We start from the raw sequence: 19,172 nt of genomic DNA on the forward strand, positions 1-19,172 counted from the left end.
TCAGGTCTCGGAGTTGCCGAACTGCGTGCCCGCTTCGGCGTCGGGCTTGGTCCAGTCCCGCTTTACCCCTAGGCGGAGCAGGATGGCCGAGGCCACGAAGACCGAGGAATAGGTGCCGACCACGACGCCCCAGATCATCGCGAAGACGAAGTTGCGGATCACGTCGCCGCCCAGCACGAAAAGCGCGATCAGTGCGATCAGCGTGGTGACCGAGGTCATCATCGTCCGGCTCAGGGTTTCGTTGATCGACAGGTTCAGTACTTCCTTCAGGTCGAGCTTCTTGAAGCGCCGCAGATTCTCGCGCACCCGGTCGAAGACGACCACCGTATCGTTCAGCGAATAGCCGACGATGGTCAGCAGGGCCGCGATGATCGGCAGGCCGAACTGGATCTGGAACAGCGAAAACACCCCGATGGTCAGCGTCACGTCATGGATGAGCGCGGCGACCGCGCCCAGCGAGAACTGCCATTCGAACCTGAGCCAGATATAGATCAGCACCGTCGCCATAGCGGCGGCCACCGCTTCGATGGCGGTCCAGATCAACTCGCCCGACACCTTCGGCCCCACGCTTTCCACGCTGGGGAAAGTGATGTTCGGGTCGTAGGCCGTCAGCGCGTCTTCGACCGCCTGAATGGTCTCGACCGAAATCGCCTCGTCCCCGTCCTGCGACTGGATACGCACCATCGCGACGTTCTCGTCCGGCCCGAAAGACGGATCGAACACCTCGGAAATCGCAACATCGCCAAGCCCCAGCGGAGCGATGGCGTCGCGATAGGCGCCGACATCGACGGCCTCGGTGCTTTGCGTGCGGATCGACGTGCCGCCCCGGAAATCGATGCCGAAGTTCAGACCGAAGACCAGAAAGGCCACGATGGATATGACCATGAGCGCGCCGGACAGCCCGAGCGAGAGCCACGAGCGCGAGAAGAAATCGACATTCGTTTCCTTCGGAACCAGAGACAAACGCATCTCAGACCTCCAGCGTTTTCGGACGACGGCGTTCGAACCAGATCACGACCATCAGGCGCGTCACGAAGATCGCGGTGAAGACCGATGTAATCAGGCCGAGGCCAAGGGTGACGGCGAAGCCGCGAACCGGACCGGAGCCCATGATGAACAGGATGCCCGCGGTCAGGAACGTGGTGATGTTGGCGTCGATGATGGCCGACAGCGCCTTTTCATACCCGAGGTCGATGGCACGCGCAGGCCCGCGTTTGTTCTTAAGCTCCTCGCGGATCCGCTCGAACACCAGCACGTTCGCGTCGACCGCCATACCGATGGTCAGCACGATCCCGGCGATGCCGGGCAACGTCAGCGTCGCGCCGATGGCGGAGAGCAGGCCGAAGAGCATGGCGACGTTCAGGATGAGCGCCACGTTGGCGATCATGCCGAACCAGCCGTAACTCAGCGCCATGAAGACGAGGACACCCGCGAACGCGACGAGCGAGGCGATCTCACCCGCCGCGATGCTGTCGGCGCCCAGTTCCGGCCCGATGGTCCGTTCTTCGAGGAACGTCATCTCGGCGGGCAAGGCGCCGGCGCGCAGGAGCACGGCAAGATTGGTCGATTCCTCGACCGTGAAATTCCCGGTGATGATGCCGGAGCCGCCCGGAATGTGTTCGTTGATGCGCGGGGCCGAAATGACCTCGCTGTCCAGCACGATGGCGAAGGGGCTGCCCACGTTCTCGGCGGTATAGTCCCCGAACAGGCGCGCGCCATGCGGATTGAACCGGAAGTTGACGGCGGGCCGCCCGTTGGTGTCGAAACTCGGCTGTGCATCGACGAGGTCTTCGCCGGTCACGACCGGCACGTCTTCGAGCACGTAGTAAACGCCCTCTTCGTCCACCGACGGATAAAGCACGTTGTTCGGCCCCGGAGCCTGATCGGGGTTCGTCGTGCGGCTGACGACCGGCTGGAAGGTGAGCTGCGCGGTGGTGCCGATCAGCGCCTTGAGCTCATCGGCGGACCCCAGACCCGGCACCTGAATGAGGATGCGATCCTCGCCCTGCCGCTGGATCGTCGGCTCGCGGGTGCCGACCTCGTCGACCCGGCGGCGAATGATCTCAAGCGATTGCTGGATGGTGCGGTCGTCAGTGGCCAGTTTCTCGGCCTCGGACAGGGCCACGACGATCTCGTCGCCCTCGACATCGACCGTGAAGTTGGTCGACCCGGTGCCGGTGATCGTCACGACCGGCGTCGCCAGCGCGCGCACGAGCTGGGCGGCATCGTCGATATGCGTCGTATCCCCGATCTTGACCCGAAGCGTCCCGTCCTCGGTCGGCACCCGGCGGATAGTGCCCACGATGTCGCGCGCGTCGCGCAGGACCGGGAACACCTCCTGCCAGATCGAATCCATCCGCTGCTTGTAGACGTCTTCGACCTGCACTTCGGCCAAGAGATGCGCCCCGCCCCGAAGGTCCAGACCGAGATTGACGAGGTTCGACGGCAGCCAACCCGGCCAGGCGCTGCGATCTGCGGCGAGTTCCGGCGTCGCTTCGCCGCCCGCCTGTTCGATCGCCGTGACCGCGTCGTTATGGGTCTCGACCCGCGGATAGAACAGGTTCGGCATGGCATAGGCCAGCCCCGTCACCACCACGAGGATGATGACGACCCGCTTGAAGATGGAGATATTCAGCATCTGGCCCCTGCCCTGCCGGTCATGTTGCGTGTGGTTTCAGCGCGATCAGCTCTTGGCGCTTTTCGGCTCGGCCGCCGGTTCGGTCTTGGACACGACCTGAAGGATCGCGGCCTTGGTCACGCGGACCTTGACGCCCTCGGCGATCTCGACCTCGACCTCTTCGCCTTCCTTGACCTTCGACACCTTGCCGATGATCCCGCCCTGCGTGACCACCTGATCGCCCCGGCGCAGCGCCTCGCGCATCTTCTGGTCTTCCTTCACCTTCTTCTGCTGCGGCCGGATCAGGAAGAAATACATGATGCCGAACACCAGCACCATCGGGATGAGCATGGAGTTCATGAGGCCCCCGGCGGGGGCGGCGGCCTGCGCGAATGCGGGCGAAACGAGCATAGATTGGTCCCTTGTCTGTTGGGCGGATCGGCCCTGTCATAGGCGGGACCGTTCGGCCCCTTTTGGCTGGCGCGGACCCTATATGGGCGTCCGGGTGATGGCAAGCAATGGGCGGGCGCGCGCAAAGGTCCGAACCGCGACCGGGCCGTCGGCGGCGACAGGCCCATTCCGTCTGGCATCGTCACACCGTCCCGGCTAGGCTTTCGCCAATTCCAGACCACCAGATTTCCAAGGGAGACGCCCGATGCAATGCCATGAAGTTGATTATGAAATTTTCGGTGACGACATGCAGATCGTCGAAGTGGAACTCGACCCGGCCGAGACCGTCATCGCCGAGGCGGGCGCCATGAACTACATGGACGAAGGCATCGGGTTTGAGACCCGCATGGGCGACGGCGCGCGCCCTTCGGGCGGCATCATGGATTCGCTTCTGAACGTGGGCAAACGCGTGCTGACCGGCGAGTCGATCTTCATGACCCACTTCACCAACAACGGTCAGGGCAAGAAGCGCGTAGCCTTCGCGGCACCTTATCCCGGCAAGATCATCCCGGTGGACATGGCCGAGATGGGGGGCGAACTCATCTGTCAGAAAGACGCCTTCCTCTGCGCGGCCTTCGGCACCACGACCGACATCGTGTTTCAACGCAAGCTGGGCGCGGGCTTTTTCGGGGGCGAAGGCTTCATCCTCCAGCGCCTGAACGGCGACGGCATGGCTTTCATCCACGTCGGCGGCACCGTCATCAAACGCGAGCTGGCCCCGGGCGAGGTTCTGCGCGTCGATACCGGGTGTCTGGCCGCCATGACCGGCAGCGTGAACTACGACATCGAACGCGCGGGCAACCTCAAGTCGATGATCTTCGGCGGCGAAGGCATCTTCCTCGCCACCCTGCGCGGGCCGGGCACCGTCTATCTCCAGTCCTTGCCATTCTCCCGCCTCGCCGACCGCGTCCTACGCGCCGCCGGTCCGGGCCTCGGCAACAAGAAGGGCGAAGGCTCGGTGCTGGGCGGTCTGGGGGATATGTTCGGGGATCGGTGAGGGCAGAGATCGCAACCCGTCACGGCTGCGGCCCTGCACCGGACTCACATGGGGTTCATATGAATGGCGCATGGACATGCCATGCGCCAGACACGGGTTGACGGGGTATCCGCCCCTTACCGTGCCGAGGCGATATCCGCGCCCTGCCGCAAATTCCGCAGCTTCTTCCACGTCACCTCCGGGTCGATCTTGCCGTAGCCTGCGAAGGTGCCGAAGCCGCAATCGGTGGAGGCGATCACGCGGTCTTCGCCCACGATGTCGATGAACCGGCCAAGACGCTGCGCCACCAGTTCGGGGTGCTCGACGTAGTTGGAACAGGTGTCGATCACGCCCGGCGCAAGCACCTTGTCGTCGGGAATGTCGGCATCGCGCCAGACGGTCCATTCGTGTTCGTGACAAGGGTTCGCGCTTTCGAACAGGATGGTCGAGGGGTTCGCCGACAGCACCACGTCGATCACTTTTTCCAGTGGAATATCATGGTCATGCGGGCCTTCGTAGTTGCCCCAGCACAGGTGCATCCGCATCCTGTCCTTCGGCAAACCTTCCGTCGCGGCGTTCAGCGCCTCGACATTGGCGGCGGCAACTTTCACGAACTCGTCCTGGCTCATATCCTGATACCCGGTGTGGGCCGACATGGCGAGGTCGGGGCAGTCGAACTGGATGTCGAAGCCCGCATCCAGAATAGCCTCGTATTCGGGGCGCATGGCCGCCGCCAGATCGGCCAGATAGGCCTCGTGCGACGGGTAATACTTGTTCACCTGAAACGCGGTGATGAGCCCCGGCGAAGCGGCGTTCATGAAGGCGCGGCCCGTGTCGGCCTCGGCCCCCAGCGCCTCCTTGAACCGCCGGATATCATCCAGCGCCGGTTGCAGGTTCACCAGTTTCACTTCACCGATGCAGGACGCCCGCGTGAATTCCTGCGACCCCATGATGGCGCTGAGTTTCTTGGCCAGATTCGGATGCGCCGCCAGATCCTTGGCCGGTTTGCGGTCGATGTGTCCGCCGAAGCCCGACAAGCGTTCCTGCATATAGGTCGAATAGCCGACTTTGCCCAACTCGCCGTCCGACACGATCGAAACGCCCGCCTCGCGCTGATGGCGGATCGCGTCGCGAATGGCCTCTTCCACCGTCGCCTCGAATGCCGCGGCATCGTATGCCTCGCCCTTGTCCTTGGCGATGAGCAGCGCCGACAGCGCGTCACCACGCGGCAGGCTTCCGACATGGGTGGTTTCGATGGTCATGGTCTGGCTCCGTCCCTGTTCTGATCGTGCCGACACACCAGACCACCGCGACGGGGGAAAAACAACCGGATACGCGCCGGGCGCGCGCCTCTAGGCGTCCCTATCCGCGCCCGCCTTCGCCGCCGCGGATTTGGACGCTCGCGCCGCCGCCTCCTGCCGCGCCTCGCGCCGTTTCGCGAACTGTCGCATCGCGTCGTATCCCATCGCGGCGACCCCCCGCGGATTATAGGGATAGATGCGCACGGCGACGGTATCGATGGCCTTGTCGGTCCAGTTCTTCTTGTATTCCAGAAGGTGTCCCTGCATCTCGATCCGCTGGATGCCACGCCCCGCGAGATGCCCGATCAGGTAGTATTGCATGAGCGCACCGGGGCCGTATTTGGCAACGGCTTCGTCATATCCGATCTTGTAGGCCCAGAAGACGTTGTCGCGGATCTCGCCGATGCTCATGGCGATCGCCTTGCCGTCGAGCCGGAGGAAGGCGACGTGCAGACGCCCCTCGCCCGCCACCACCTTGGCATAGTCCCGGAAAAAGGCCTGTTGCCGATGGTCGTGGGTCAGGGCCGTGCCGGTGCGTTCCTTCCAGCTTTTCGCCTCGACCGCGACCGCGGTGTCCAGCAGACCGTCCACCGCCCCGGTCGCGGGTTCGAGGAAATCGACCGTCACCTCGCCCAGTTCCCGCATCCGCCGCTCGTTGCGCCGGATCGACTGCCGCATGTTGCGGCGCAGGTTGTTGGTGGGTTCGGACCAGCTTTCATCGAGGTCGAGCCAGGGGGCCGCCGGAATGACCTTGGTCCGCACCACGACCTTGGCCTTGCCCTGTGCCGCCTTCTGCACCTCACCGATGAACGGGTCTTCGACGGGGTAATAGCCCAGATCGGCCGGTTTCCCGAGGCCGATGAGGCCCTTGGCGAGTGCCGGCAGAACGCTGTCATCGCGACGCGGGACCGAAAGGCCGCCATCGTCATTCGCGACGAAGTGATGCCGCTGCACGAAGCCCTTGTCGACCGTCATGGCGAGCAGCGCCTTGGGTTCGCTCAGGGGCCCGACCACCACGACCGTGAGCGCGCCGATCCGGCTGTAATGCGCCGCCATCGCCTTGGCCCAGGCGAAGAGCAGCTTCGGGCTGCGCCACGGCGCTGACAGGACGCCATCCCACGCTTCGGGCGTGACCTCGGACTGGGTGACGATGTGAACCTGCTCGGATACCATTTACTGCGCTTTCGTCGGGGCTTCGTTACCGGACCCGCGCACATATGCACGCCGGACCGGACCTTTCCATGGAAAAATTAAGGTGAACATGGGCACGCCCAAAAGGCCGGGGGTATCCCGGTGCGCGCGGCGACCGGCCCCTCTCCCACCCGGCCCGCCGCGAAACCGCATCCCGGCGAGCGGTGTTCGGCGCGACACCTTGGGGCACATCTCCGAGGCGTGGCGACTGCGGCCCTCCCAGCGGTGCTTTCGCCCTTTGCGTCCCGCCACGGCTTCGGGCATAACCACGCCGAACGCAGACAAGGACCGCCCAAGATGCACGACATTCGCACCATCCGCGACAATCCCGAAGCTTTCGACGCCGCCATGACGCGTCGCGGGTTGTCCGGCGTGTCGGCCGAGGTTCTGGCCATCGACGAGGCGCGCCGGGCCGCGATCCTGAAAGCCGAGACCGAGCAGGCCGAGGCCAACAAGGCGGCCAAGGCAATCGGGGCCGCGAAAGCCTCCGGCGACGAGGCGGAATTCGAACGCCTGCGCGCGGAAGTGGCTGAAAAGAAAAAGCATATCGCGGCGCTGAACGACGAAGCGAAGGCCAAGGACGAAGAGTTGACCCAGCTTCTCATGACCCTGCCCAACGTCATCGCGGACGACGTGCCGGACGGGGCAGACGAGGACGACAACGTCGAGATTCGGCGCTGGGGCACGCCGCGTGTGTTCGATTTCGCGCCCAAGGAGCACTATGACCTTGCCGCCGTTCAGGACGGGCTGGATTTCGAGACCGCCGCCAAACTCTCCGGCTCGCGCTTCGTGGTGCTCTCGGGCGCGGTGGCGCGGCTTCACCGGGCGCTGGCGCAGTTCATGCTCGACACGCATGTCGAAGAGAACGGGCTGACCGAAACGATCACGCCCGTCCTCGTGCGCGAAGAGATGATGTATGGCACCGGGCAACTGCCGAAATTCGGTGAGGACAGCTACAAGACCACGAACGGCTGGTGGCTGATCCCGACCGCCGAGGTGACGCTGACCAACATCGTGAACGGCGCGACGATTTCGGCCGATTACCTGCCGCGCCGCTACGTGGCGCATACCCAGTGCTTCCGATCGGAAGCGGGCAGCGCGGGCAAGGACACGGCGGGGATGCTGCGTCAGCACCAGTTCGAGAAGGTCGAGATGGTGTCGGTGACGAAACCTGAGGACAGCGAGGCCGAGCACGAGCGCATGACGCGCTGCGCCGAGGATATTCTGGAGCGGCTTGGACTGCCCTACCGTACCGTGAAGCTCTGCACCGGCGACATCGGCTTCGGTGCCCGGCGCACGCACGACATCGAAGTGTGGCTGCCCGGTCAGAACACCTATCGCGAGATTTCCTCGGTCTCGACAACGGGCGATTTCCAGGCGCGGCGGATGAACGCGCGGTTCCGGCCCGAAGCCGGGGCCAAACCCGAATACGTGCATACGCTGAATGGTTCGGGGCTGGCCGTCGGGCGCTGCCTGATCGCGGTGCTGGAGAACGGGCAGGAAGCGGACGGGTCGGTCACGCTGCCGGGCGTTCTGCACCCCTATCTCGGCGGCAAGACCCGGATCACCGCCGAGGGCGCTCTGGCCTGATTTCGAATTTCGCTTGCGCGAAATCCGACCGATGCGGGGGGCCAGCCCCCGTCGCCATTGTCGCTCGGACCAATGGCGCGACACTGGCGACCCCTCCGAAGTATTTTCGGACCAGAGAAGGGGCGAAACCTGCCCTGAAACGAGAAGCGGCGCCCCGAGAGACGCCGCTTTTTCTTTTTGTGTCTGGCTTATTCCGCTGGGGTCGGTGCCGCCGCCATCTGCCTTTCCTTCGGGAACGGGACCAGTTGGTCGGTCTCTTCGTCCCACAGTTTCAGCGTGAACGCATGGAGCGCCTCGCGGAAGGAAATGCGCCGGAGCGGGAAGATATCTTCAAGCTCCCGGTGCGCCTGCCGCAGTTTGTAGCAGGGGATCGAGGCGTTCAGGTGGTGGATGTCGTGCTTGGTGATGTTCGCCACGGCCTCATCGAACCACGTCCCGAAGGACAGGCAGGAGGCGCCCTGAAGTGCGGCTTGGTCGAAGCTCAGGTCAGGGCGGCGATCCCAATAGGTATCCTCGAAGTTGTGCTGAAGATAGACGAGGAACACGCCAAGACACCCGGCGATGAACACCGACAGCCAGATCGTGAGCACGCCGGTCCAGCCCGCGAGCAGGTAGACGAGGCCCCACCACGCGAACAGCACGATGTTGTGGATCAGCACCGATTTCGGCGCGACCTTCATCGTGTTCTTCGGGAACCGCCAGACGAGGAAATAGGTGTAGAAGGCGCCGAGCGGGATCAGCACGAAGGGGTTGCGGTAGAGGCGGTAGTATAGCCGCTTCCAGAACCCCGCTTCGTTCCATTCACGCACGGTCATGGTGAAAATCTCGCCCGCCTCGCGGTGTTCGAGGTTGCCGATCTGGCGGTGATGCTCATCGTGGTTGTATTGCATCGTGTAGAATTCGGCCAATGTGAACGGCGACACGGCGTGGCCCGCCAGCACGTTCCAGCGTTTCTTCGAGAAGAAGCTGAGATGGCCGAAATCGTGCTCGAGCACGTAAAGCCGCCCCGACGACACGGCCACGACGACCACCAGCGGGGCATAGAGCCACCACAGCCCGAGGTTCGCGGCCTGAATCGCCAGATAGAGCGAGCCGAAGTAGACCAGAAAGTTCGTGCCGAGGCTGAAGAACGCAAGCGCGTCGTTCTTCTCGTTATAGGCGCGGGACGCCTGTCGGACGGTCAGATCATCCATGATGATTCCCCAAAGTCATTAAGACCGCTGGCAGTGGCTGCGGTCTAACCCATTACGCCAGAGGTTATATTTCGGTTCACGATTTGCAAGGCACAGGTGGTGAGTAAACGATCACTGTGGCAGTTTGACGCCCACTCGCCCGGCCAGATCGAGAAAGAACTGCCAAGCGACCCGGCCTGAGCGCCCGCCGCGCGTCGCCTGCCATTCGATCGCCTGTGCGCGCAGATCATCGTCGTCGATGGTGACCCCGTGTGCATCGCAATAGCCGCGGATCATGGCGAGGTATTCGTCCTGCGAACAGGGGTGAAAGCCCAGCCAAAGGCCGAAGCGGTCCGAGAGCGAGACCTTCTCCTCGGTCGCCTCGGACGGGCTGATCGCCGTGGAGCGTTCGTTTTCGATCATGTCGCGGGGCATGAGGTGGCGGCGGTTCGACGTGGCGTAGAGCACCACATTCTCGGGCCGCCCCTCGATCCCGCCGTCGAGCACGGCCTTGAGGCTCTTGTAATGCTCGTCGTCATGGCTGAACGACAGGTCGTCGCAGAACAGGATAAAGCGGTGATCGCTACCGCGAAGATGGGCAAGCAGGCGCCCGACACTCGGCAGATCCTCGCGCTGCAACTCGACGATCTTCACCGGGTTGTCCACATTGACTGCGGCATGCACCGCTTTGACGAGAGACGATTTTCCCATGCCGCGCGCGCCCCAGAGAAGCGCATTGTTCGCAGGCAGACCGCGCGCGAACTGCTGCGTATTGGCGAGAAGCGTGTCGCGGGCGCGGTCGACCCCGATCAGAAGGGCGATGTCGACGCGGTTGACCCGCGCGACGGGGACCAGCCGATCCGGGTCGGTGTGCCAGACGAAGGCGTCGGCCCCGTCGAAATCGGGCGCGGCCAGCGGGGCTGGCGCGATCCGTTCCAACGCCTCGGCGATGCGGGTGAGCGCCTCGTCCGTCATCAGTCCTTGTTGACCGCGCCGGGGTCGTCGTCCGCCTTGGCCGTGCCGTCTTCTTCGTCGAACTCGGCGATAAGCGGGTCGTCCGCCTCTTCATCGTCATCCTCGAACCACAGACCTTCAGCCTGAAGCTTTTCCTTGCGCTGCTTTTCGACCCGCTTCACGAGCTGGATCGAAATTTCGTAAAGGCCGTAGACCACGACGAACAGGATCACCTGCGTGATGACGTCCGGCGGGGTGACGAGGGCGGCGAGCACCAGAATGCCGACCACCGCGTATTTGCGCATCGAGCGCAGGCCCTTGGACGACACCAGTCCCGCCTTGCCCATCAGCGTAAGCAGCACGGGAAGCTGGAAGCACAGCCCGAAGGCGACGATGAACTTGATCGTGAGCTTGAGGTATTCCTGCGCCGACCCCTGAAAGGCGACGCCCGCCGTCGTGTTGGTGATGTCGCCATCGCTCGTGAGTGTGCCGTCCTGCTGGAATCCCAGGAAGAAGTCGAAGGCCAGCGGCGTGACCACGTAGAACGCGAAGGCCGCGCCGAGGAAGAACATGACCGGAGAGGCGAACAGGAACGGCAGAAAGGCCGATTTTTCGTTCTTGTAAAGGCCCGGCGCCACGAAGCGCCACATCTGGTAGGAGATGATCGGGAAGGACAGGACGAGCCCACCCAAAAGCGAGATCGACACGGCGAGGAAGAAGCCCTCTTGCAGCTTGATGAGGATCAGGCCGCAGTCATCCCCGGCAGCAGACTGCGCTTCGCACAGCGGTTGCGTCAGGAAGTTGAACACTGGGTTCCAGACGGTGAAACAGATCACCATCGCCACGATGAAGGCGAGGACGGAATAGATCAGACGGGTGCGCAGTTCGGCCAGATGCTCGATCAGCGGGGCCGAGCTGGCCTCCATCTCGTCGGTGTCGCTCATTCAGAGGCAGCCTTCTTGGCGGGTGCTTTGCGCGGCGTCGTCTTTTTCGCCGGGGCCTTGGCCGCGGGCTTCGCGGCCGAAGTTTTCGCAGGCGTCGATTTCGCGGTGGGCTTTTTCGCCGGGGTCTTGGGTGTCGTGCTCTTGGCCGTCGTCGCGGATTTCGCGGTGGCCGTCTTGACCGCAGGTTTTTTCGCGGCCGGCTTCTTCGCAGCCGGCGACTTGGCGGGCGCGGCCTTGGTCGTCTTGCGCGCGGTCGTCGTCTTGGCCGCGGATTTCTTGGCCGGGGCTTTCTTCGCGGCCGGCTTCGCCTCGCCCTCCGCCTCGGCCTCTTTCGCGGCCTTTTCGGCGTCGAGTTTGGCCTGACCCGCCTTGCGTGTCGCTTCGCGGATCTTGGCCACGTCGGCCTCACGCTCAGGGTCCACGATCTTGGGGCTGTCGTCCTTGGCCTTGCCCGAAGGCTTCATCGGGTCCCATTTCTCGAAATTCGAGGCCGCTTCGGTCAGCTTGTCCATTCCGAATTTCTTGGGATTGGCCGCGGCCTTGAGCCCGTCGGCCGCGTCTTTCATCCCCGACTGGTCAGCCGCGTCGTTCATCGCGCGCGTGAATTCGCGCCCCAAGGCACGTGCCTTGGCGGTGAAACGGCCTAGCGTGCGAAACATGCCGGGGAGGTCTTTCGGCCCCACCACGATCAGCGCGACGATGCCGATCAGCAAGAGCTCGGTCATACCGATGTCGAGCATGGACTGTGCCCTTTGTCAGACGGGAAGAATGAGGCTCAGGCCTTGTCTTTCTCGCCCTCGGGCGTCACGTCGCGCGCGCTGTCAGCTTTCTCGTTCTCGATCTCGGCCTTGCCGTCGTCGATGCCTTTCTTGAACGAGGTGATGCCTTTGCCCACTTCGCCCATCAGCGACGAGATCTTGCCGCGACCGAAAAGCACGAGCACCACGACCGCGATCAGGATGAGGCCCGGAAGCCCGATGTTGTTCAGCATTGGAAGTCTCCCTTTCGGGGCGCTCATCTCCCGCGCCCCTTGCGTTCACCGTATTTATTGGTTTGCCCGAAAAGATCAAACCCCCAAAGGGGCCGCATGAGCAATAAAATGCACGGGATCGTTACCGCTGCGCGGATTTGCCGCCTGCCGGGAACACGAAACAGCGATCCCGGCGGATCGCGACCCAGAGCGTCGTGCCCGGTTTCGGCAGGAACACGTTCGGAACGGTCGCCTTGAGGGTCGAGGCATCCTCCATCACGAAATCGACGATGGATTCGGTGCCGACGAACCGCGCGCGCGCGACCGTGGCGGGGGCCCAGACGCCGTGGTCCGGGGTGGGCGAAGGCCCCTGCCCGCCCCGGTCGAAGTCGATTCTCAGGTGCTGGGGCCGGATCACGATCTCGACCTCCGCCCCGTCCGGGTAACCGGGGGCGAGGAACTGGCCGAACGCGGTGTGGGTCAAGGCCCCCTTCACCACGCCCTTGATGACGTTCACGTCCGAGAAGAACGCCGCCGCCTCGCGGTCGACCGGCGCGTTGTAGATGTTGTAGGGTGCGCCACGCTGCACGATCCGGCCCCGGCGCATGAGCGCGATCTCGTCGGCCATACGCATCGCCTCTTCCGGCTCGTGGGTGACGAGCAGAACCGCCGTCCCTTCGTCCTTCAGAACCGCAAGCGTTTCGTCGCGAATCCCGTCGCGCAGCCGGTTGTCGAGACCCGAGAACGGCTCGTCCATCAGCATGATCTTGGGGCGCGGGGCCAGCGCGCGGGCAAGTGCGACGCGCTGCTGCTCGCCGCCCGACAGTTCATGCGGGAAATTGTCGACATAGCGGTGCAGCCCGACCTTTTCGAGCAGTTCCCGCACCCTGAGACGCTTCTCGGTCCGCGTCCCCGACAGGCCGAAGGCCACGTTGTCGCCGACCGACAAATGCGGAAACAGGGCGAAATCCTGAAACATCAGGCCGGTGCCGCGCGCTTCGGGCGGGACGAGCACGCCGCCCCCGGCGATCAGCTTGCCGTCCATCCTGATCTCGCCCTCGTCGGCGCGTTCGACCCCGGCGATGATCCTGAGCGTGGTGGACTTGCCGCAGCCCGACGGCCCCAGAAGGCATGTCACCTGCCCCGGCATCACCGTGAGCGACACGTCGTCCACGACCGGACGCCCGCCGAACCGGCGGGTGATGCTGGTGATTTCGAGCCGGGGTGCCTCGGTCAAAGTGAGCCTCTTATATCCGATGAAAACCATCGGACTTACAGGCAGATAGCAGGCGGCGCGGCCAGCGGCAAGCGGACCGCCCCCGGTGAAAGGGGCGGCCACTGGTCGCAGGGCGTCCTCACATCGTGAGGTTCACCTCGCCGCCATCGGCAAGCAGGTTCTGGCCGGTGATGAACGCGGCCTGGGTCGAGCACAGGAACGCGCAGGCCGCGCCGAATTCGTCCTGCGTGCCGTCGCGCCCCATGACGCTGCCCGCAATCCGCTTGGCGCGCGCCTCGTCGAAGCTGATGCCCTGCGCCTTGGCGGCGTTTTCGTCCAGCGACTTCACCCGGTCGGTGTCGTGCATACCGGGCAGAAGGTTGTTCATCGTCACGCCGGACTTGGCGATCTGGCGCGAGGTTCCGGCGACATAGCCGGTCAGGCCCGCGCGGGCCGAGTTGGACAGGCCGAGCGGCGCCAGCGGCGCACGCACGGCGCGCGAGGTGATGTTGACCACGCGGCCCCAGCCCCGCTCCATCATCCCCGGCACCAGCGCCTTGATGAGCGCGATGGGCGTCAGCATGTTGGCATCCAGCGCCTTGATGAAATCGTCGCGGTCCCAGTCGGTCCAGACGCCCGGCGGCGGGCCGCCCGCGTTGTTGACGAGAATGTCGATCTGCCCGGCGGCCTCCAGCACCTTGGCCCGGCCTTCCTCGGTCGTGATGTCGGCCGCCACGGCGATCACCTCGACCCCGTACTGGTCGCGGATCTCCTGCGCCGTTTGCTCCAGCACTTCGGCGGTGCGGCTGTTGATGACGAGGTTCACGCCCTCACCGGCCAGCGCCTCGGCGCAGCCGCGCCCAAGACCCTTGGAACTCGCGCAGACCAGCGCCCGTTTACCCTTGATACCGAAATCCATGTGACCCTCCGTCTGTTTGAGGCTTTGGCTAGCACCGCGCGCGCGATTCGCCCATGCCCACGGCACCGCGCCAAATCCGCCGCGTTGCGCCATCTGTTTACCAAACAGCGACAATTCACCTGCCTTTCAAGGCCAAAGCGGTGCGAAAACAAGGATTTGTTGACCAAAGCTGTGTCTTGGCCCTAACTTCAAGTCTGGCGGTGGGGGCGCGCCAGGAATGTTGCGGGGGCGAATTGCCCGCCGGGGAAGCTGCCATGTCGAAAGACCTCTACGATCACCTGCCGGTCCGGCAATTGATGGTCTATCCGTCACGCGCGTTCCGTGTGACCCACGGGGTCAATGAGGGCGACGCGCTGACCGATGCCGCGGACCTCGTTCCCGACGATTCCTACGAACTTGCGGCGGATGCCGCACCCGTTCACCTGTCGCTTGCGATGGCCGGGGACGGGCCCTGCACGCTGGGCGAAGCCACCTCGGTCGGCACCCCCGGAGCGCCCGTTTTCATCGACAGTCTCGTGACCTATATGTCGCCCGACGGCGAAACGGTCGAGGCGCTGATCCTCGTCGAAGTCGAGGGGGAAAGCGGCACGATCGCCGAGGTCTATCTGCACCCGCTCGCCCCGCTCGCCCCGCGCACGCCCTACACGCTCGTCACCATCGACCGCGAAAACGGGCGGCAGCGTCTGGCCGAGGCCGCCACCGTTTCCTTTACGCGCGGCACGCATATCACCATGGCCAACGGGCGGCAGGTTCCGGTCGAGGATCTGAAACCCGGCGACCGCGTGCTGACCCGCGATTCCGGCGCGCAGGAGGTGCGTTGGGTCGGGATGCAGACGGTGCGGGCCGAAGGAGCTTTCGCCCCGATCCGCATTGCCGCCGGGGCGCTCCATAACGTGAACGACCTGATCGTCAGCCCGAACCACCGCCTGTTCATCTACCAGCGCATCTCGGCGCTTGGCGTGGGTCGGCGCGAGCTTCTGGTGAAGGCCGGGTTGCTGGTCAACGGCACGACCGTGACGCAGACGCCGGGCGGGTTCGTGGATTACGTTCAGGTGCTCTTCGACCAGCACGAGATCATCTATGCCGAAGGGATCGCGTCCGAGAGCCTGTTCGCCGACACCGTGACGCGCGCCACCCTGCCCGATGCGGTGGCCGAGCGTCTGTCGGCCCTGCCGCCGAAACAGGCCGCGCTCGACGCCTTCGAATTGCGCGAGAAAGACTTGCTCAGACGCGGCGACGCGGTCGAAGTGTTGCGGCGGATATCGTCGAACTGAACGAAGAACGGCGACCCCGAGGGGCCGCCGCTTCGTTTCCCGTCGTGTCGAGCGGCCTTACTGAACCGCGTCGACCTCGATCGTGGACCCGGTCGTCGGGTTCACCCCGTCGCGGGTCATGTTGAAGGTAGCGCCTTCGGTCAGCTGAACGGCCGCGGCGTCAGTGCCCCGGAATTCCCCGATCACGTTGCCGGACACGGCGAAATCGCTGCCGTCCATGCGCACGGTTCCCGACGAGTTCGCGGCGACGGCGGAGCCTGCGATGACACCACCCGTGATCGCGACGTCGCCCGAGGCGCTCTTGGCCGCGCTGATGATGTCGTCCGGCACGTTGCCGTTCTCGACTTGGGTGCGCTGTGCGTCGGTCAGCACGAGGCCCGAGAAGTTGTCGAGCGTTCCGACCATCGTGCCGCCCGTCGACGTGAAGGTCGCGGTCAGTTCGGCGTCGCCCAGAAGCACGACGTTGTCGTTGGAGCCGTAATCGGCACCGATCACGGTGTTGCCTTCGTAAACAGCGAACCCGCTGGTCGGCATGGTCGTGGTGGTGGACAGTGCGTCGACCTGGTCTTTCACTTCGGCGAAGTTCTGCGCCTGAGTCAGCACCGAAAGCGCGGCACAGCCGGACAGGGCGACAGCCGCCGTGCCCATGAGGAATGCAGTACGAATGAGTTTCATGATGTCCCCTTCTGGTTGTTGAATTGCCGTAACGCTAGCCGAGCACGCGAACCGGTCAATCCAAAACGACAGGGATGGATCAAATGGCCACAGGTCGTGGCATTTGGGTTTTTCCTGCGTCGGAAACGCAAGATATGGGGGCCGGCCTAGTGGCGCCGGAGCGCACGGATCAATTCGGCCTTGGTCATGTCGGAGCGGCCGTCGATGCCGATCTCTTTCGCCCGGTCATACAGCTCGTCTTTCGTCCAATCCTCATAGGCCGCAGCCTTGCCGCCCTTCTTCGACGGCTGCATGTCGTCGTTCGCACGGGCATTGGCGATACGGGCGGCCTTTTCCTTGCTCGCGCCATCGTCACGCAAGGCCTGATAGGTTTCGTCGTCCTTGATGCTGGGTCCGTGATCGCGGGTCATGGGCACTCTCCTTTTGACAGGAGAACGCCTGAACCCGCGCCGCGTTCCCGGCGTCACTCGGCTTCGAGTTCGGCCTGAAAGATCGAGCGTTGCAGCGCCGTGCCGTTCTTGGTCACGCGGAAGCTGTCGGTTTCGTCCAGCGCGATGCCCTGCGCGTCCGAGCCGCGGAACGTCCCGGCGACGTCGCCGGACACGTCATAGGCATCGCTGCTGGTCTGGGCCGTGCCGGAGGTTTCGACGACGATGTCGGCCCCGCCGATGGTGCCCGCCAGTTCGATCGTCCCGGTCGCGGCCTTGCCCGATTTGAGGATCGTGCTGATCTTGGCCCGCCCCGCCCTCAGGTCCGCGATTTCGGTGTCGGTCAGTTCGCTGACCATCATGTCGGTGATTTCGCCCTCGACCGTGAGCCGGTCGAAATCGGCGGTCAGGGAAATCGGGGCGCTGATGACCACGTTGTTCGTGTCGTCGACCATGCCGCCGAAGCCGGTCTGCCCGGTATAGATCGCCGTGCCGGAGCGTGCCGCGATGTCGGCTGCCGCACTGGCGCCGAGCGAGTCGTTCACGTCTTCGATCCGGTTGAATTCGGTCGCCCGGTCGTAAAGCTCCAGCGCCTGTTTGGTCGCGGTGCATCCCGAAGCCCCCGCGATCAGGACCACAAGCGCGCCTGCACGAATGATGCGTTCCATGACTGCCTCTTTAGTTCTGCTCTTGTTGAACGAAATTGTTCGTTTCTTTCGTTTCGCTGTGTACGAACTAGTGGGGGAATCTGGCTGAAATGCGGAATTGGTGCGGCATTTGAAACAATCGGTACAAAAAACGCGGATGTCGCCCGGAGCATGACGCGCTGAAAGCCCCATTGTTTGCGCGAGGGGCCAAGGATATATCCCGCCCCATGCTGGACGCCGCCACACCCAACCGCCCGAACCTGCCCGCCGAAATCGCTCGGCGGCGCACCTTCGCCATCATCTCGCATCCCGATGCGGGCAAGACGACGCTGACCGAGAAATTCCTTCTCTATGGCGGCGCGATTCAGATGGCCGGACAGGTACGTGCAAAAGGCGAGGCGCGGCGCACGCGCTCGGACTTCATGCAGATGGAAAAGGACCGGGGCATCTCGGTCTCGGCCTCGGCGATGTCCTTCGACTTCGGCAAATTCCGCTTCAATCTGGTCGACACCCCCGGCCACTCTGACTTTTCCGAGGACACCTATCGCACGCTCACCGCGGTCGATGCGGCGGTCATGGTGATCGACGGGGCCAAGGGCGTGGAAAGCCAGACCCAGAAGCTGTTCGAGGTCTGCCGGATGCGCGACCTGCCGATCCTGACCTTCTGTAACAAGATGGACCGGGAAAGCCGCGACACGTTCGAGATCATCGACGAAATTCAGGAAATGCTGGCGATCCACGTGACGCCCGCCTCGTGGCCCATCGGTGTGGGCCGCGATTTCCTCGGCTGTTACGACATGCTGCACAACCGGCTGGAGCTGATGGACCGGGCCGACCGCAACAAGGTGGCCGAGTCGATCAAGATAGACGGGTTGGACGATCCGAAACTCGCCGAACTCGTCCCCGCTCATCTGCTCGAGAAGTTGCGCGAAGAGGTCGAGATGGCGCGCGAGCTGCTGCCCGCGATGGACCCGGCCGAGGTCATGGCGGGTCAGATGACGCCGATCTGGTTCGGCTCCGCCATCAACTCGTTCGGGGTCAAGGAACTGATGGACGGGATCGCGGAATACGGGCCCGAGCCGCAGCCGCAGTCCGCCGAGCCGCGCCAGATCGCGCCGGAAGAGGACAAGGTCGCGGGCTTCGTCTTCAAGGTGCAGGCGAACATGGACGCCAAGCACCGCGACCGCGTGGCCTTCGTGCGCATGGCCTCGGGCCATTTCAAGCGCGGCATGAAGCTGATGCATGTGCGGTCCAAGAAACCGATGGCGATTTCGAACCCGGTGATGTTCTTGGCCTCCGACCGCGAGTTGGCGGAAGAGGCTTGGGCGGGCGACATCATCGGTATCCCGAACCACGGGCAGCTGCGCATCGGTGACACGCTGACCGAGGGTGAGGCGCTGCGCGTCACCGGCATCCCGTCCTTTGCGCCGGAATTGCTGCAAGGCGTCCGGGCGACCGACCCGATGAAAGCCAAGCACCTCGAAAAGGCCCTGATGCAGTTCGCGGAAGAAGGCGCGGCCAAGGTGTTCAAACCGATGATCGGCTCCGGCTTCATCGTCGGTGTCGTCGGCCAGCTTCAGTTCGAGGTGCTCGCAAGCCGGATCGAGCTGGAATACGGCATCCCGGTCCGCTTCGAAGCGACGCAGTTCAAATCCGCCCGTTGGTTCTCGGGGCCAAAAGCGGCACAGGACAAGCTGGTCGAGGCGAACAAACAGCACATCGGGTATGACAACGACGGTGACCCAGTCTTCCTGACGCGCCTGCAATGGGACATCGACCGGGTCGAACGGGACTATCCCGAGTTGACCCTGACCGCGACGAAGGAATTGCATGGGGAGTGACCTCCCC

19 protein-coding genes are annotated in these 19,172 nt (G+C 64.1%); 4 read left to right on the forward strand and 15 right to left on the reverse strand.

Annotated features, from left to right (window positions below; translation table 11 throughout):
* The 3 genes from secF to yajC are packed head-to-tail and all read right to left on the reverse strand — an operon-like array spanning position 1 to position 2,977.
* Positions 1-969 carry a protein translocase subunit SecF gene (gene secF / locus HOY44_RS01380; RefSeq protein ID WP_008328021.1) on the reverse strand — a complete coding sequence of 323 codons (969 nt, stop codon included), beginning with the start codon at positions 967-969 and terminating at the stop codon, positions 1-3.
* A 1-nt stretch (position 970) separates the two neighbouring features.
* Positions 971-2,638, reverse strand: coding sequence for a protein translocase subunit SecD (gene secD / locus HOY44_RS01385; RefSeq protein WP_008328020.1), 1,668 nt, complete (start codon positions 2,636-2,638; stop codon positions 971-973).
* Positions 2,639-2,683: 45 nt separating this feature from the next.
* On the reverse strand, positions 2,684-2,977 hold the full coding sequence (gene yajC, locus HOY44_RS01390) for a preprotein translocase subunit YajC (RefSeq protein ID WP_040885374.1): 294 nt from the start codon (positions 2,975-2,977) through the stop codon (positions 2,684-2,686).
* 295 nt (positions 2,978-3,272) lie between these two features.
* Between yajC and HOY44_RS01395 the strand changes: the two genes are divergently transcribed.
* A complete protein-coding gene (locus tag HOY44_RS01395; RefSeq protein ID WP_287432605.1) occupies positions 3,273-4,064 on the forward strand; it encodes a TIGR00266 family protein in 792 nt (263 codons plus the stop codon).
* Positions 4,065-4,180: 116 nt separating this feature from the next.
* Here the strand turns inward: HOY44_RS01395 and HOY44_RS01400 are convergent, their stop codons facing one another.
* Together HOY44_RS01400 and HOY44_RS01405 are read right to left on the reverse strand one after the other, a co-directional pair.
* Positions 4,181-5,305 carry a cobalamin-independent methionine synthase II family protein gene (locus HOY44_RS01400; protein WP_287432606.1) on the reverse strand — a complete coding sequence of 375 codons (1,125 nt, stop codon included), beginning with the start codon at positions 5,303-5,305 and terminating at the stop codon, positions 4,181-4,183.
* Positions 5,306-5,395: 90 nt separating this feature from the next.
* Positions 5,396-6,517, reverse strand: coding sequence for a GNAT family N-acetyltransferase (locus HOY44_RS01405; protein WP_287432607.1), 1,122 nt, complete (start codon positions 6,515-6,517; stop codon positions 5,396-5,398).
* A 315-nt stretch (positions 6,518-6,832) separates the two neighbouring features.
* Between HOY44_RS01405 and serS the strand changes: the two genes are divergently transcribed.
* The gene (gene serS / locus HOY44_RS01410; protein WP_287432608.1) at positions 6,833-8,125 is read left to right on the forward strand and encodes a serine--tRNA ligase; all 1,293 of its coding nucleotides are present in this window, start codon (positions 6,833-6,835) and stop codon (positions 8,123-8,125) included.
* Positions 8,126-8,313: 188 nt separating this feature from the next.
* On the opposite strand, the gene HOY44_RS01415 is transcribed toward serS, so the two are convergent.
* The 7 genes from HOY44_RS01415 to HOY44_RS01445 form a co-directional block, all read right to left on the reverse strand.
* Positions 8,314-9,318: a fatty acid desaturase gene (locus HOY44_RS01415; RefSeq protein WP_287432610.1), complete on the reverse strand. Its 1,005-nt coding sequence runs from the start codon at positions 9,316-9,318 to the stop codon at positions 8,314-8,316.
* A 111-nt stretch (positions 9,319-9,429) separates the two neighbouring features.
* Positions 9,430-10,272, reverse strand: a complete 843-nt coding sequence (locus tag HOY44_RS01420; protein ID WP_008328007.1) for an ATP-binding protein — start codon at positions 10,270-10,272, stop codon at positions 9,430-9,432.
* Entirely contained in the window at positions 10,272-11,195 is a 924-nt protein-coding gene (gene tatC / locus HOY44_RS01425) for a twin-arginine translocase subunit TatC (protein ID WP_287432612.1), read from the reverse strand. Before tatC ends, HOY44_RS01420 begins: the two co-directional genes overlap by 1 nt.
* On the reverse strand, positions 11,192-11,935 hold the full coding sequence (gene tatB, locus HOY44_RS01430) for a Sec-independent protein translocase protein TatB (protein WP_287432613.1): 744 nt from the start codon (positions 11,933-11,935) through the stop codon (positions 11,192-11,194). Before tatB ends, tatC begins: the two co-directional genes overlap by 4 nt.
* Positions 11,936-11,970: 35 nt before the next feature.
* On the reverse strand, positions 11,971-12,186 hold the full coding sequence (locus tag HOY44_RS01435) for a twin-arginine translocase TatA/TatE family subunit (RefSeq protein WP_008328002.1): 216 nt from the start codon (positions 12,184-12,186) through the stop codon (positions 11,971-11,973).
* 121 nt (positions 12,187-12,307) lie between these two features.
* Positions 12,308-13,432 carry an ABC transporter ATP-binding protein gene (locus tag HOY44_RS01440; RefSeq protein WP_287434714.1) on the reverse strand — a complete coding sequence of 375 codons (1,125 nt, stop codon included), beginning with the start codon at positions 13,430-13,432 and terminating at the stop codon, positions 12,308-12,310.
* Between the two features lie 88 nt (positions 13,433-13,520).
* Positions 13,521-14,300 carry an SDR family oxidoreductase gene (locus HOY44_RS01445; RefSeq protein WP_040884274.1) on the reverse strand — a complete coding sequence of 260 codons (780 nt, stop codon included), beginning with the start codon at positions 14,298-14,300 and terminating at the stop codon, positions 13,521-13,523.
* A 254-nt stretch (positions 14,301-14,554) separates the two neighbouring features.
* Between HOY44_RS01445 and HOY44_RS01450 the strand changes: the two genes are divergently transcribed.
* Positions 14,555-15,574 carry a Hint domain-containing protein gene (locus tag HOY44_RS01450; protein ID WP_287432615.1) on the forward strand — a complete coding sequence of 340 codons (1,020 nt, stop codon included), beginning with the start codon at positions 14,555-14,557 and terminating at the stop codon, positions 15,572-15,574.
* 57 nt (positions 15,575-15,631) lie between these two features.
* Here the strand turns inward: HOY44_RS01450 and HOY44_RS01455 are convergent, their stop codons facing one another.
* The 3 genes from HOY44_RS01455 to HOY44_RS01465 form a co-directional block, all read right to left on the reverse strand.
* Positions 15,632-16,249: a HupA family protein gene (locus HOY44_RS01455; protein ID WP_138422895.1), complete on the reverse strand. Its 618-nt coding sequence runs from the start codon at positions 16,247-16,249 to the stop codon at positions 15,632-15,634.
* 146 nt (positions 16,250-16,395) lie between these two features.
* Positions 16,396-16,659, reverse strand: a complete 264-nt coding sequence (locus HOY44_RS01460) for a DUF7218 family protein (protein ID WP_008327973.1) — start codon at positions 16,657-16,659, stop codon at positions 16,396-16,398.
* Between the two features lie 53 nt (positions 16,660-16,712).
* A complete protein-coding gene (locus tag HOY44_RS01465; protein ID WP_287432616.1) occupies positions 16,713-17,345 on the reverse strand; it encodes a hypothetical protein in 633 nt (210 codons plus the stop codon).
* A gap of 206 nt (positions 17,346-17,551) precedes the next feature.
* Between HOY44_RS01465 and HOY44_RS01470 the strand changes: the two genes are divergently transcribed.
* Positions 17,552-19,165, forward strand: a complete 1,614-nt coding sequence (locus HOY44_RS01470; RefSeq protein WP_008327969.1) for a peptide chain release factor 3 — start codon at positions 17,552-17,554, stop codon at positions 19,163-19,165.
* The last annotated feature ends 7 nt before the right edge of the window (positions 19,166-19,172 follow it).

This window comes from Maritimibacter sp. (assembly GCF_016774595.1).
In the GTDB taxonomy this organism is placed as follows: Bacteria; Pseudomonadota; Alphaproteobacteria; order Rhodobacterales; family Rhodobacteraceae; genus Maritimibacter; species Maritimibacter alkaliphilus.

Bases quoted from the DNA above. Each gene is read 5' to 3' on its own strand.
- secF (WP_008328021.1), bottom strand. From the start codon at position 969: ATGCGTTTGTCTCTGGTTCCGAAGGAAACGAATGTCGATTTCTTCTCG.
- secD (WP_008328020.1), bottom strand. From the start codon at position 2,638: ATGCTGAATATCTCCATCTTCAAGCGGGTCGTCATCATCCTCGTGGTG.
- yajC (WP_040885374.1), bottom strand. From the start codon at position 2,977: ATGAACTCCATGCTCATCCCGATGGTGCTGGTGTTCGGCATCATGTAT.
- HOY44_RS01395 (WP_287432605.1), top strand. From the start codon at position 3,273: ATGCAATGCCATGAAGTTGATTATGAAATTTTCGGTGACGACATGCAG.
- HOY44_RS01400 (WP_287432606.1), bottom strand. From the start codon at position 5,305: ATGACCATCGAAACCACCCATGTCGGAAGCCTGCCGCGTGGTGACGCG.
- HOY44_RS01405 (WP_287432607.1), bottom strand. From the start codon at position 6,517: ATGGTATCCGAGCAGGTTCACATCGTCACCCAGTCCGAGGTCACGCCC.
- serS (WP_287432608.1), top strand. From the start codon at position 6,833: ATGCACGACATTCGCACCATCCGCGACAATCCCGAAGCTTTCGACGCC.
- HOY44_RS01415 (WP_287432610.1), bottom strand. From the start codon at position 9,318: ATGGATGATCTGACCGTCCGACAGGCGTCCCGCGCCTATAACGAGAAG.
- HOY44_RS01420 (WP_008328007.1), bottom strand. From the start codon at position 10,272: ATGACGGACGAGGCGCTCACCCGCATCGCCGAGGCGTTGGAACGGATC.
- tatC (WP_287432612.1), bottom strand. From the start codon at position 11,195: ATGAGCGACACCGACGAGATGGAGGCCAGCTCGGCCCCGCTGATCGAG.
- tatB (WP_287432613.1), bottom strand. From the start codon at position 11,935: ATGCTCGACATCGGTATGACCGAGCTCTTGCTGATCGGCATCGTCGCG.
- HOY44_RS01435 (WP_008328002.1), bottom strand. From the start codon at position 12,186: ATGCTGAACAACATCGGGCTTCCGGGCCTCATCCTGATCGCGGTCGTG.
- HOY44_RS01440 (WP_287434714.1), bottom strand. From the start codon at position 13,432: ATGGTTTTCATCGGATATAAGAGGCTCACTTTGACCGAGGCACCCCGG.
- HOY44_RS01445 (WP_040884274.1), bottom strand. From the start codon at position 14,300: ATGGATTTCGGTATCAAGGGTAAACGGGCGCTGGTCTGCGCGAGTTCC.
- HOY44_RS01450 (WP_287432615.1), top strand. From the start codon at position 14,555: ATGTCGAAAGACCTCTACGATCACCTGCCGGTCCGGCAATTGATGGTC.
- HOY44_RS01455 (WP_138422895.1), bottom strand. From the start codon at position 16,249: ATGAAACTCATTCGTACTGCATTCCTCATGGGCACGGCGGCTGTCGCC.
- HOY44_RS01460 (WP_008327973.1), bottom strand. From the start codon at position 16,659: ATGACCCGCGATCACGGACCCAGCATCAAGGACGACGAAACCTATCAG.
- HOY44_RS01465 (WP_287432616.1), bottom strand. From the start codon at position 17,345: ATGGAACGCATCATTCGTGCAGGCGCGCTTGTGGTCCTGATCGCGGGG.
- HOY44_RS01470 (WP_008327969.1), top strand. From the start codon at position 17,552: ATGCTGGACGCCGCCACACCCAACCGCCCGAACCTGCCCGCCGAAATC.